At 71.9% G+C, this 12,364-nt stretch carries 11 protein-coding genes; 8 read left to right on the top strand and 3 right to left on the bottom strand.

Annotated elements, in window-relative coordinates:
• Nucleotides 1-54 precede the first annotated feature (54 nt).
• Nucleotides 55-351, bottom strand: a complete 297-nt coding sequence (locus tag ACQCSX_RS02930; protein ID WP_427017588.1) for a hypothetical protein — start codon at nt 349-351, stop codon at nt 55-57.
• Between the two features lie 204 nt (nt 352-555).
• Between ACQCSX_RS02930 and ACQCSX_RS02925 the strand changes: the two genes are divergently transcribed.
• Nucleotides 556-852, top strand: a complete 297-nt coding sequence (locus tag ACQCSX_RS02925) for a hypothetical protein (RefSeq protein WP_427017587.1) — start codon at nt 556-558, stop codon at nt 850-852.
• A 142-nt stretch (nt 853-994) separates the two neighbouring features.
• On the opposite strand, the gene hrpB is transcribed toward ACQCSX_RS02925, so the two are convergent.
• Nucleotides 995-3,646, bottom strand: coding sequence for an ATP-dependent helicase HrpB (hrpB, locus tag ACQCSX_RS02920; protein WP_427017586.1), 2,652 nt, complete (start codon nt 3,644-3,646; stop codon nt 995-997).
• A 228-nt stretch (nt 3,647-3,874) separates the two neighbouring features.
• Here hrpB and ACQCSX_RS02915 point away from each other — a divergent pair, with 228 nt between their 5' ends.
• The 7 genes from ACQCSX_RS02915 to ACQCSX_RS02885 are packed head-to-tail and all read left to right on the top strand — an operon-like array spanning nt 3,875 to nt 11,332.
• The gene (locus tag ACQCSX_RS02915; protein ID WP_427017585.1) at nt 3,875-4,726 is read left to right on the top strand and encodes an FAD binding domain-containing protein; all 852 of its coding nucleotides are present in this window, start codon (nt 3,875-3,877) and stop codon (nt 4,724-4,726) included.
• A gap of 5 nt (nt 4,727-4,731) precedes the next feature.
• The gene (locus ACQCSX_RS02910; protein WP_427017584.1) at nt 4,732-5,256 is read left to right on the top strand and encodes a (2Fe-2S)-binding protein; all 525 of its coding nucleotides are present in this window, start codon (nt 4,732-4,734) and stop codon (nt 5,254-5,256) included.
• Complete coding sequence (locus ACQCSX_RS02905) at nt 5,253-7,646, top strand: aerobic carbon-monoxide dehydrogenase large subunit (protein WP_427017583.1); 2,394 nt, start codon at nt 5,253-5,255, stop codon at nt 7,644-7,646. The genes ACQCSX_RS02910 and ACQCSX_RS02905 overlap by 4 nt, the downstream gene beginning before the upstream one ends.
• A gap of 25 nt (nt 7,647-7,671) precedes the next feature.
• The gene (locus ACQCSX_RS02900) at nt 7,672-8,589 is read left to right on the top strand and encodes an XdhC family protein (protein WP_427017582.1); all 918 of its coding nucleotides are present in this window, start codon (nt 7,672-7,674) and stop codon (nt 8,587-8,589) included.
• The gene (locus ACQCSX_RS02895) at nt 8,573-9,181 is read left to right on the top strand and encodes a nucleotidyltransferase family protein (RefSeq protein WP_427017581.1); all 609 of its coding nucleotides are present in this window, start codon (nt 8,573-8,575) and stop codon (nt 9,179-9,181) included. The genes ACQCSX_RS02900 and ACQCSX_RS02895 overlap by 17 nt, the downstream gene beginning before the upstream one ends.
• On the top strand, nt 9,178-10,101 hold the full coding sequence (locus ACQCSX_RS02890) for an AAA family ATPase (protein ID WP_427017580.1): 924 nt from the start codon (nt 9,178-9,180) through the stop codon (nt 10,099-10,101). Before ACQCSX_RS02895 ends, ACQCSX_RS02890 begins: the two co-directional genes overlap by 4 nt.
• Nucleotides 10,094-11,332, top strand: coding sequence for a vWA domain-containing protein (locus tag ACQCSX_RS02885; RefSeq protein ID WP_427017579.1), 1,239 nt, complete (start codon nt 10,094-10,096; stop codon nt 11,330-11,332). Before ACQCSX_RS02890 ends, ACQCSX_RS02885 begins: the two co-directional genes overlap by 8 nt.
• Here the strand turns inward: ACQCSX_RS02885 and moaA are convergent.
• Nucleotides 11,317-12,363, bottom strand: a complete 1,047-nt coding sequence (moaA, locus tag ACQCSX_RS02880; protein ID WP_427017578.1) for a GTP 3',8-cyclase MoaA — start codon at nt 12,361-12,363, stop codon at nt 11,317-11,319. The two genes, ACQCSX_RS02885 and moaA, sit on opposite strands and share 16 nt — an antisense overlap.
• Nucleotide 12,364 lies beyond the last annotated feature (1 nt).

Here is a 12,364-nt window from a genome sequence, read left to right as displayed (position 1 = left end):
CGACAGGCGGGAGGCCGCCCTCCGGATCGCTCCGGCGGGCGGCCTCCCCAATCTCTAGGGGAACACCTTGTAGAGGTCGATGACTGTCTCCTCCGGCGGCGAGGCGAACCCGCCCTCGATGCCCGCCTGCATCCGGGGCACCAGGATGTCGTCGCGGAACTTTTCCCAGCTCTCCTTGGACTCGTGGACGGCCAAGATGGTCCAGCCGCCCTCTGAGGCCCCGCCGGCGTGGAAGACCTGGCCCTCGGGCAACTGTCCGGGGCCCGGGTGGACCGCGGCAAGGGATGCCTCGTACTGCTCCTGGGTTCCGCCCGGGAAGAAGTGCACAACTCCGTATGGCTTCGCGCCCATGTCTGCTCCTTGAATGGCAAGAATGTACCTGACAAGGCCAGTAGAGGCCCGGCCGCGTGGCATGTCAAGACGTTGGCGCGGGCTGGCCCGTCTGTGCCATTATCTGCCTGTTGTTGACGAATCACCGGCCCCGGCGTAGACCGGAATGCAACTGTGGATTCGCGGTCCGCAACGCGGCGGACCGCGCTTTGTGAGGAGCACAAAATGCCGGTTGCAATCATCATGGAATTCAACGGAGCCACCTTGGCGCAGTACGACGAGGTGATCCAGAAGATGGGCCTCACCCCGGGCGGCCCCGGGCCCGCCTGTGCCATTTCCCACTGGGTGGCGGCCACGGACGCCGGGATCCTCGTCACCGACGTCTGGCAGACCCGGGAGCTCTACGATGCGTTCGCGCAGGATCAGATCGGTCCTTTCAGCACCGAGGCGGGAATCCCCGAACCGCCGACGCTCACCTACCACGAGCTGCACAACTACTTCACCGCCGGATCCGACGCCTGAGAACCACCGGCCGTCGGACAACCGAAACCTGTCGAAGCGGGCGTGGACACGATCCACGCCCGCTTCGCTCTGCCCCGGACACCCTCGCCAAGGGTGCGCCAGCACGTTGCGGCCGCCGCACCGACGGGATCCCGGCCCCGCGCTAGTGGGTGCGCTTGGTCCGGGCCGTCGCCGGAGCCGTCCACGGGTCCTCCGGCCAGGGATGCTTGGGATAGCGGCCGCGCATCTCGGCCCGGACCTGCGCATAGGGTCCGGACCAGAAGGAGGCCAGGTCGTCCGTCACGGCCAGCGGCCGCCTGGCCGGCGAGAGCAGGTGGAACAGCACCGGCACCCGCCCGCCGGCCACCCGCGGTGTCTGTGCCCAGCCGAAGCATTCCTGCAGCTTCACTGCCACCACCGGCCGGCCGGCGTCGTCCCCCACCTCCGGATAGTCGATCCCCACGCGCGAACCGCTGGGCACCTCGAGCCGCTCCGGGGCCAGCTCGCCGAGCCGGGCGGCGCCGGGCCACGGCAGCAACCGCCGCAGCGGATCGGCCAGATCAATCCCGGCCGTGGCGGCCCCGCCGGCGATGGCCTCCAGCTCGGGCGCCAGCCAATCGTCCAACCGGGCCAGCAATGCCTGCTCGGACACATCCGGCCAGGGCGCACCCAGTTCCCGGTGCAGGAGCGCGAGCCGGCGCCGCAGGGCATCCGCCGCCGCCGACCAGCCGACCATCCCCAGCCCCTCGGCCGCCAGGGCCCGGGCGACGGCCGCGCGTCCCTCCTGGGCCGAGGGCCGCACGGGCGTGGACGAGAGCAGGATCGACCCGAGCCGGCGCTCCCGCCGTGCCGTGACCTTGCCATGGCCGAACTGTGCCTCGAGCGTTTCGGCCAGCAGATGCCCGGCGGCGGCCTCGGCCGTATCGGCCGCCAGCGGCGCCGCGGAGCGGATGACGGCACCGGTCCCCGCCGCGTCCCGGCCCTGCGCACGCGACACCTCGGCCACGGCCAACCACTCGTGCCCGGCCAGCGGGCTGCCGACCGGCAGGCCGGCCCGCGTGCCGGAGGAGAGCAGGTAGCGCTCGGGGCCGGCCCCGGGGACGCGGCGCGCCACCCGGTCCGGGAAGGCCAGGGCGACGACGAAACCGACGGCCTCGGCGGCGGCCACGGGCGCCAAGGACGCTGGCCCCCTCGAGGTGCGCTTCTCCTGCCGAATGATGACCTCCATCCGCCGGACGTCCTCCGCCCAGCGCCTGGCTGCCACGTCCTTCCCCGCACGGAGGGTGGACAGCAACCGGGTGAGGTCGGCGCCGGGAGCACGCTGGTCGCCGGCAACGAGGGCCACGGCTTCCGCGGCGGCGCGTTGGCCCACGACAGCGGCACCGTCCAGCAGGCCCCGGGCCAGCCGGGGGTCGGCGGGAATCCCGGCCAGGGTCTTGCCCAGCTCCGTGGCGAAACCGGCCGCATCCACCGCGCCGAGTTCGCGCAACACCTCAACGGCGTCGTCCATCGCCCCCTGGGGCGGGGCATCGGGCAGGGCCAGGCCACGGCCGCCCGGCGCACCCCAACAGGCCAGCACGAGGGCGGCACCGGCCAGGTCCGACACCGCAATCTCCGGGGTTTGGTGGGCAGGTGCGGCCCCAAAACTCTTCTGGTCGTAGCAGCGGACCACCCGGCCGGGCCCCTGGCGGGCGGCCCGGCCGGCGCGCTGGTCCGCGGACGCCCGGGAGCAGGACACCGTCACCAGGCCGGACATGCCGCGGTTGGCGTCACGCCGCGGCTCGCGGGACAGCCCGGAATCGATGACCAGCCGGACGCCGGGAACCGTCAGGGAGGATTCTGCGAGCGCCGTGGAGACGATGATCCGCGTGCGCCCGCCGGGCTCCCGGCCGGAGACGGCACGGTCCTGCAGCACCGGGGCCACCTGGCCGTGCAGCTCGAGCACCTCGGTGCCGGCGGCCACCCGGCCGCGGAGCCGGTCCGCGGCATAGGAGACCTCCCATGCGCCGGGGAGGAACACCAGGGCGTCGATGCCCGGGTCCGAGGCAAGCGCGGTGGCATGGGAAACCGCGGCCGTATCCGCCACATGGTCCAGGAAGGCCCGGGACACTCCCCGCCCGTCCAGCCGCGGCATCGCGGCGGGTACCCAGTCCACGTCCAGCGGGTGCAGCGCGGACGGGCAGTCGACGACGGGTGCCGGCCCCTCGCCGTCGTACGCTCCAATGAGGGCGGCGAAGCGCGGCGAGTCCAGGGTGGCGGACATGGCGACGAGCGCGAGGTCGCCGCGCAGCTGGCGGACCTCGGCGAGCATGCCAAGCAGCAGATCAGTCTCCAGGCCGCGTTCGTGGACCTCGTCCAGGATGACGGCGTCGACGCCCTCCAGCCCGGGATCCGCGAGCAGGCGGCGCAGCAGGATGCCGGGGGTGGCGAATTCGACCAGGGTGTTGGGGCCGCTCTGGCGTTCCCCGCGCACCGTATAGCCAACGCGGTCCCCCAGCGCGCTGCCGTCCAGGGCGGCCAAGCGCCGGGCCGCCGAGCGGGCGGCGACGCGGCGCGGTTGGGTGACGACGACGCGCGGCCGCGGGCCATCTGCCCTGCCGGCTGCCACGATGTTGGCGAGCAGCGGCGGAACCAGCGTCGTCTTGCCCGTGCCCGGGGGCGCCTGCACCACGGCGGTGCCGGCCGGCGCTCCCACCCGCAGCGCCGCGGCGAGCTCCCCCAATGCGTCGGCAAAGACCAGGCCCGCCCCGATGGTGTCCAGATCAAAGAGTCGAGGGGCGGGGGCTGGGCGCACGGGGGCAAGGGGAGAAGTCACGCCTCCATTGTGCCCGCAAACCCTCCCGCCGCAGCATGCCGCGGGGCGTCGGGCAGCGCTGAAATGGCCGTCGCCCGGCCCCGGGGACGGGGCCGGAACCCTCGGGCGGGAACGCTGTTGACACCGCATGGGTGCGGGGCAAGACTGATCTTAGATAGGCGCCCCGCGCCATGCCGGGCGTCTGGCGCTAAGGGGTGGATTGTGCAGATTCCGGCTCCATTCGATTATGTGCGCGCAACGGATGTGGCCAACGCGCTGGCCCTGCTTGACCGCCACGGTCCGGAGTCCCGGGTCATTGCCGGCGGACACAGCCTGTTGCCGATGATGAAGCTGCGGCTGGCCCGGCCCCAGTGGCTGATCGACATCAATGACCTCGCCGAACTGGACTTCCTGCTCCGTGACGGCGACCGGTTGCGGGTGGGTGCCCTGACCCGCCACACGGCGCTGCTGGAGTCCGCCGACGTCGCCCGCCTCTTTCCGATCATCAACGACGCCGAGAAGGTGATCGCGGATCCCGTGGTCCGCAACCGTGGAACCATTGGCGGCTCGCTCTGCCAGGGGGATCCGGCCGAGGACCTGTCCACCGTCTGCGACGTCTTGCGCGCCGAGGCCGTGGTCCGTGGTCCGGGCGGCGAGCGGATCGTCCCCCTGGCTGGCTTCCACCGCGGCCCCTACGAAACCGCCGTCGCGCAGAACGAGCTGTTGTGCGAGATCCGCTTCCCCATCCGCCCGCGCTCGGGCAGCGCCTACGAGAAGGTGGAGCGCCGGGTGGGCGACTGGGCCGTTGTTGCCGCCGGGGCCGCCGTCTCGCTCGCCGCTGACGGCACCATCGTCGACGCCGCGATCGGACTGACGGCGGTGGGCGTGGACGGCACCCTCCCCGAGGCCGAGGCCGTGCTCACCGGAGCGCAGCCGAGCGAGGAGCTGTTCGCCGAGGCCGGGCGCATCGCGGCCGCCGCCGCCAACCCCACGGAGGACCAGCGGGGGCCGGTCGACTACAAACGGCATCTTGTGGACGAGCTCACCCGCAGGGTCCTGCGGCGTGCCTGTGCGCGTGCGGCCGAGGCACAGGAAGGCTGAAGGCCATGCAGATCAGCATGAGCGTCAACGGGGACCAGGTCACCCGCGACGTTGAACCCCGGGTATTGCTTGTCCATTTCATCCGGGAGGTCCTGGGACTGACCGGCACCCATTGGGGCTGCGACACCAGCAACTGCGGCACGTGCGTGGTCCTGATGGACGGGCAGCCGGTGAAGTCGTGCACGGTGCTGGCCGCCATGGCCGCCGGGCACGAGATCCGCACCGTCGAGGGGCTCGCCACCGGCGGCACGCTCGATCCGGTGCAGCAGGGGTTCATGGAGGAGCACGGCCTGCAGTGCGGATTCTGCACGCCGGGCATGATGCTCACGGCCCGGGCACTGCTGGACCGCAACCCTCATCCAGACGACACCGAGATCCGCCAGGCCATATCCGGCCAGATCTGCCGGTGCACCGGCTACGCCACCATTGTCCGTTCTGTGCAATGGGCCGCGGCCCACCCGCTGGCCGCGCCCCCTGCCGGGGACGCCGGCGGAGCTGGGGAGACCACCCCGGAAGAGGTGACGGCATGACCACCACCCACGAGCACGCACCCAACCCGGCGGCCGGGGATCCCACCCGACCCATCGGGTTTGGCCGCATCCAGCGCAAGGAGGATCCGCGGTTCGTCCGCGGCAAGGGCACCTACATCGACGACATCGTGCTGCCGGGCATGCTGCACGGTGCCATCCTGCGCTCCCCCGTGGCCCATGCCCGGCTGGTGTCCATCGACACCACAGCTGCCCTGGCCTCCCCCAAGGTGCTGGCCGTGATCACGGGCAAGGATCTGGCGGGGCTCAACCTCGCCTGGGCGCCCACGCTCTCGGCCGACGTGCAGGCCGTGCTGGTCACCGACAAGGTCCGCTTCCAGGGCCAGGAGGTGGCGTTCGTGGTCGCCGAGGACCGGTACGCCGCCCGCGATGCCCTGGAGCTCATCGACGTCGACTACGACATCCTGCCGCCCGTCATGGATGCCCGCAAGGCGCTGGACCCCGGTGCGCCGGTGATCCGCGACGACATCGCGGGCCGGACGGACAACCGCATTTTCGACTGGGAGGTTGGCGATGCGGCGGCCACCGAGGCGGTCTTCGCCACGGCCGACGTCGTCGTCGCCCAGGAAATCGTCTACCCGCGCGTGCATCCGGCCCCGATGGAGACCTGCGGCGCCGTCGCAGACTATGACGCCGTGGAGGGCCGGCTGACCCTCTACGAGACGACCCAGGCACCGCACGCCCACCGGACGCTCTACGCGATGGTTGCAGGCATCCCCGAGCACAAGATCCGCATTGTTTCCCCCGACATCGGCGGCGGCTTTGGCAACAAGGTGGGCATTTATCCCGGCTACATCCTGGCCGTGGTGGGCTCCATCGTCACGGGTCGGCCGGTGAAGTGGGTCGAGGACCGCTCCGAGAACCTGGTCTCGACGTCGTTTGCCCGCGACTACATCATGGCGGGGGAGATCGCTGCCACGAAGGACGGCAAGATCCTCGCCGTGCGGACGAATGTGCTGGCCGACCACGGCGCGTTCAACGCCACGGCCCAGCCGACCAAGAATCCCGCGGGTTTCTTCAGCATTTTCACCGGCAGCTACGACCTGGCGGCCGCCTACGGGAAGGTGACGGGCGTCTATACGAACAAGGCACCCGGCGGCGTCGCCTACGCCTGCTCCTTCCGCGTCACCGAGGCGGTGTACCTGGTGGAGCGGTTGGTCGACATCCTGGCCCGGAAGCTGGACATGGACCCGGCGGAGCTGCGGCTGAAGAACTTCATCGCGCCCGAGCAGTTCCCCTATCCGAACAAGACCGGCTGGGTGTACGACTCCGGCAACTACGAGCCGGCGATGCGCCTGTCCATGGAGATGGCCGGCTATGCCGAGCTGCGCCGCGAGCAGGCCGAAAAACGCGAACGCGGCGAACTGATGGGCATCGGCATCTCATTCTTCACCGAGACCGTGGGCGCGGGTCCACGCAAGCACTTTGACATCGTGGGCCTGGGCATGGCCGACGGCGCCGAGCTGCGCATCCACCCGACGGGCAAGGCGGTGGTGCGCATCTCCGTCCAGTCCCAGGGCCAGGGCCACGAGACCACGTTCGCCCAGATCGTGGCCGAGGAGCTCGGCATCCCCCCGGAGGACATCGACGTTGTGCACGGCGACACCGACCAGACTCCCTTCGGGCTGGGCACCTACGGCAGCCGTTCGACACCCGTCAGCGGCGGTGCGGTGGCGCTGGTGGCGCGCAAGGTCCGGGACAAGGCGAGGTTCATCGCCGCCGCCATGCTGGAGGCCAGTCCCGAGGACCTCGAATGGGAAAAGGGCCGCTGGTTCGTCAAGGGCGATCCCAGCATCGGCAAGACCATCGCCGAGATTGCCCTGGGCGCCCACGGCACCGTGGCCCTGCCCGAGGGCATCGACGGCAACCTGGACGCCGAGGTGACGTACGACCCGCCCAACCTGACGTTCCCGTTCGGCGCCTACATCGCCGTGGTCGACATCGACGCCGGGACCGGCCACGTCAGGGTCCGGCGCTTCATCGCGGTGGACGACTGCGGGACGCGGATCAACCCGATGATCATCGAAGGCCAGGTCCACGGCGGGCTGACGGACGGCGTCGGGATGGCGCTGATGGAGATCATCGCCTTCGACGAGTCGGGCACCTGCCTGAGCAGCTCGTTCATGGACTACCTCATCCCCACGGCGATGGAGGTCCCCGACTGGGAGACCGGCTTCACCGTCACGCCGTCGCCGCACCACCCCATCGGGGCCAAGGGCATCGGCGAATCGGCCACGGTCGGCTCGCCGCCGGCCATCGTCAACGCCATTGTCGATGCGCTGGCACCCTACGGCGTGGTCCACATGGACATGCCGTGCACGCCCGACCGGGTCTGGGCGGCCATGCAGGGCCGGCCGAGGCCACCGGTCTGAGATGCCGGCGCGCGGGGAAGCCCTGGTGGCGAGGGCACAGGAACTCACGGGACGCCGGGAAGCCTTTGTGCGTGCCACGGTGGTGCGCGCCCAGCACCCCACCAGTGCCCACGCCGGCGACACGGCCCTGGTGCTGGCCAACGGGGACATCGACGGGTTCCTGGGCGGCAGCTGCGTCGAGGCCTCGGTGCGCGAATACGGCCTGGCGGCCCTGTCCCGGCAGGAGCCGCTGCTGCTGCGCGTGGTCCCCGGCGAGCCGTCCCGCACCCTCCAGGAGGGCGCCGTGGAGGTCGCCAACCCCTGCCTCAGCGGCGGCGCGGTGGAAATCTTCCTGGAGCCGCAGCTGCCGGCTCCCCGCGTCGTCGTGCTGGGGATGACCCCCGTGGCCCAGGCCTTGGCCGCGCTGGGTGCCGTCCTGGACTTCGATGTGGAACTCGCCACCGGGACGGCTGTGGTCCCGCGGGCCGGCGACGCCGCCCTCATCGTCGCCTCGCACGGCCGGGACGAGGAGCCGGCCCTGGAGGCCGCACTGCGCGCGGGCGTGCCGTACATCGCCCTGGTGGCCAGCCGCACGCGCGGTGCCGCCGTCCTGGCCTCGCTCGACGCCGACGACGCCGCACGTGCGCGCGTGCACAGCCCGGCGGGCCTGGCCCTGGGCGGCCACACGCCGGCGGAGATCGCGCTGTCGATCCTGGCCGAACTGGTCGCCGTGCGGGCCGCCGGCCGCGCCGCGGTGCCGGCTGGCCCGGGGTCGGCGGACACGGGGCCCGCACCGGCGGACATCGGGCCGGCGAGCGCCGTGGACCCCGTCTGCGGCATGAGCGTCGCGGCCGTGGCGGCCACGTTGCACACCGATTACGCCGGGACGGTCTACTACTTCTGTTCGCCCGGCTGCCGGGCGGCCTTCCTCGCCGATCCCCAGCGCTATGCCGGCGCCTCCTGAGCCCCGGACCGCCGGACTCGTGCTGGCCGCCGGGGCGTCGTTGCGTTTGGGCCGGCCGAAACAGCTCCTCCCCTACGGTGCCGGGGTGCTGTTGGAGGCCGTCCTGGCGACGGCGCGGGCCAGCGGCTTTGCGCAGATCGTCCTGGCCCTGGGCGGCTTCGGCGAGGAGGTGCGCCGGGTGGTCGACACGACCGGCTGCGATGTGGTGGACAACCCGGACTACGGCACCGGGTGTTCATCCTCGATCGCCGCGGCCATTCCCGCCCTGCACCCTCAGACCGACGTCGTGGTCCTGCTGCTGGGCGACCAGCCCGGGGTGCGGCCGGAGACGGTGCGGCTGCTGCTCGGCGGCCTCGGCGCTGCGCCCCTGGCGGTGTGCCGCTATGCGGACGGCCTCGGGCACCCCTTCGCGTTCGCCCGCTCGCTGCTGCCCACCCTGGCCGGCCTGCACGGCGACAAGGGGGTGTGGAAGCTGCGCGAACGGCTGGCGGCGGAGGTCGCCGAGGTCGCGGTGGCGGGCCCGGCCCCGCTCGATGTGAACACCGAGGCCGACTACCAGCAGCTCCTCGCCCAGCTGGGAGGTGCCCCGTGAGCGCACCGGCGCGGGCCGGTGCGGAAGAGGAGGTGCGGCGGCTGGTCCCCGACGTCGCTGCCCTCACGTCCGCGCTGGACGACGGCGACTACCTGGCCGACGCCGGCCTGGCCACCGCGCTGTTCCTTGCCGTCCGGCTGCCGCAGCCCATCCTGCTGGAGGGGGAAGCCGGCGTGGGGAAGACCGAGGCGGCCAAGGCGCTTGCCCGCGTGCTCGGCACTCCGCTGTACCGGCTGCAGTGCTACGAGGGCATCGATGCGGGCGAGGCACTCTACGAATGGAACCACCAACGCCAGCTGCTGGGCATCAGGCTGGCCGAGGCCAAGAGCATGGAAGTGGCGGAGGCGGATCTGTTCGGGGAGCAGTACCTGCTGCGCCGGCCGCTGCTGAAGGCGATCGAACACCCCGGCCCGCGCCCGGCCGTCCTGCTGCTGGACGAGATCGACAGGGCCGACGCCGAATTCGAGGCGTTCACCTTCGAGCTGCTGGCCGAGGCGGCCGTGACCATACCGGAGCTGGGGACCATCACCGCCACGCACCCGCCGGTCGTCGTCCTGACCTCCAACCGGACCCGGGACCTGCACGACGCCCTGACCCGGCGCTGCCTCTACCACTGGATCGACTACCCCCGGCCCGAGCGCATCGCCGCGATCGTGCGCCGCAGGGTGCCCGGCAGTGCCGAGCCGCTCGCCCTCGATGCCGCCGCCGCCATCACTAGGCTGCGCTCCCTCGACCTGGCCAAACCACCGGGCATCGCCGAGGCCATCGATTGGGTGTCGGCCCTGGCGGTGCTCGGTGTGGAGCGCCTCGGCCCGGCCGCCGTCGAGCAGACCTGGGGGATGGTCCTGAAGAACCGCGACGATCTGGACCTGGCCTGGACGCGCGGGGCCGCCTGGGTGGCCGGCGGCGGCCATGGCTGAGGGCGTGCCCGCCGCTGGCCGGCGCGGCGTAGAGGCGGCCGCCCTGGCGGCCGGATTCAGCACGGCCCTGCGCCGCGCGGGACTGCCGGGGTCGCCGGACCGGGCGGGGTGGCTGGCCCAGGCGCTCCGGCTTGTCCCGCCCACCGACAGGGGCCGGCTGTACTGGACCGCCCGGGTGGTGCTCGTCTGGGCGCGGGACCAGCTGCCGGTGTTCGACGCCGTGTTTTCGGCCGTGTTTGACGGGATGGAAGATCCCGCCGGCAACCGCGGCGACGCCAACTTACCCGCGCCCATCGGTGCCGGGGAGCGGACCCGGGCGGCAGCACCCGACCACCGCCCGGCCGCCACGGCTGGCGGCGTTCCGGCACGGCAGCCACCGGTTCTCTCCTCCGGTGGCGGGACCGGGGACGAGTCCCCCGGCACCGGGCGCGATGCCATCCTGGCCATGGCCTCGGCCGAGGAGCGCCTGCGGGGGACATCCTTTGCCGACCTCACCGCCGAGGAGGCCGCGCGGATGCGGGAGCTGGTGCGGCGGATCGTGCTGTCCACCCCGGCGCGCCAAAGCCGCAGCACCCGCCGGTGGGCGCACAGCAGTGCCAGGCTGGACATCCGGCGCACCATCCGTGCGGCACGGCGCAGCGGCGCCGAGGCCGCCACACTGGTCTACTCCCGCCGCCGTGTTCGTCCGCGCCGGCTCGTGTTCCTGTGCGATATCTCCGGATCCATGGAACCGTACACGGCGGTGTTCCTGTCCCTGCTGCAGGGCGCCGCGGCCGGCGCCCTGGCCGAGGCCTTTGTCTTCTCCACCCGGCTGACCCGGCTGACCCGGCAGCTCGCGGTCCGGAACCCCGGGGTGGCCCTGGCCCTGGCGGGGGCCGCAGCCCCGGACTGGGCCGGCGGGACGCGGCTGGCTGAGAGCCTGCGCCACTTCGTGGACCGCTACGGCCGCCGCGGGCTGGCCCGGGGCGCCGTTGTCGTGGTGCTCTCCGACGGCTGGGCCCAGGACGCCCCGGAACTGGTGGCCGCCCAGATGGCCCGGCTGAGGCGGCTGGCCTTCCGCATCGTCTGGGTGAACCCGAGGAAGGCGGCCCCAGGCTACCAGCCGCTGGCGGGAGGCATGGCCGCGGCCCTGCCGTACTGCGATGCCTTTGTCAGCGGGCACAGCTACGCGGCGTTGGCGGAAGCGGCCGCCGCCATCCGGGCAGAGGCGGGCTTTCATCCGCCGATGTAGGACATTTCGATCCTGCGGGCCGCGGCAGCGCCGGAACTGCCCGGGGTGTTGGCGCCGCGCAGCTCCGAGTAGCGGTCCGCGCGGCCGCCCCACAGCGCCGACAACGCCGCGGACAGCTCGGTGTCGGAGGCGCCGCCGCGCAGGAGTGCCCGCAGGTCCGTGCCGACCGTGGCAAACAGGCAGGTGAACAACTTTCCGTCGGCCGACAGCCGGGCGCGGGTACAGCCGCGGCAGAAGGCCTGCGTCACGCTGGAGATGACGCCGATTTCACCGCCGCCGTCGCTGTAGCGCCACCGCTCCGACGTCTCCCCGTTGTAGTTGGGCTCCACCGGCTCCAGCGGGTACACCGCACCAATCCGGGCCAGCACCTCGGCGGAGGGCACCACCTCGTCCAATTTCCAGCCATTGGAAGCACCCACGTCCATGTACTCGATGAACCGCAGAATGCACCCGGTCCCCCGGAAGTGGCCGGCCATGGCAACAATGTCCGCATCGTTGGAGCCCCGCTTGACCACCATGTTGATCTTCACCGGGCCCAGGCCGGCCGCCTGGGCGGCCGCTATTGCATGCAAGACCTTGGCCACGGGATAGCCGACGTCGTTCATGGCCGCGAAGGTCTCCTCCCGAATGGAGTCCAGGGACACCGTCACGCGCGCCAGTCCCGCGTCCTTGAGGAGCTGCGCCTTCTGCGCCAGCACCGAGCCGTTGGTGGTCATGGCCAGATCCGGCGCCCGCCCGTCGGGGGTGCGCAGCCCGGCCAGCATCCAGACCAGTTCCTCAAAGTCCTTCCGCAGCAGCGGTTCCCCACCGGTCAGCCGGATCTTCGCCACCCCGTGCGCCACGGCGATCGCTGCCAGCCTGGTGATCTCCTCAAACGTCAGCAACTGGTCCCTGGGCATAAAGGCAAAGTCCCTGCCAAAGATCTCCCGGGGCATGCAGTAGACGCAGCGGAAATTGCACCGGTCCGTGACGGAAATCCGCAGGTCCCGCAGGGGCCGGTGGAAGGTGTCGGTGATGGATGTGGCGTCCATG

It is taken from the genome of Pseudarthrobacter sp. P1, assembly GCF_050156935.1.
GTDB lineage: Bacteria > Actinomycetota > Actinomycetes > Actinomycetales > Micrococcaceae > Specibacter.
The sequence above is the reverse complement of the archived record's forward strand: the minus strand, read 5'-3'. Positions and strand labels throughout refer to the sequence as shown.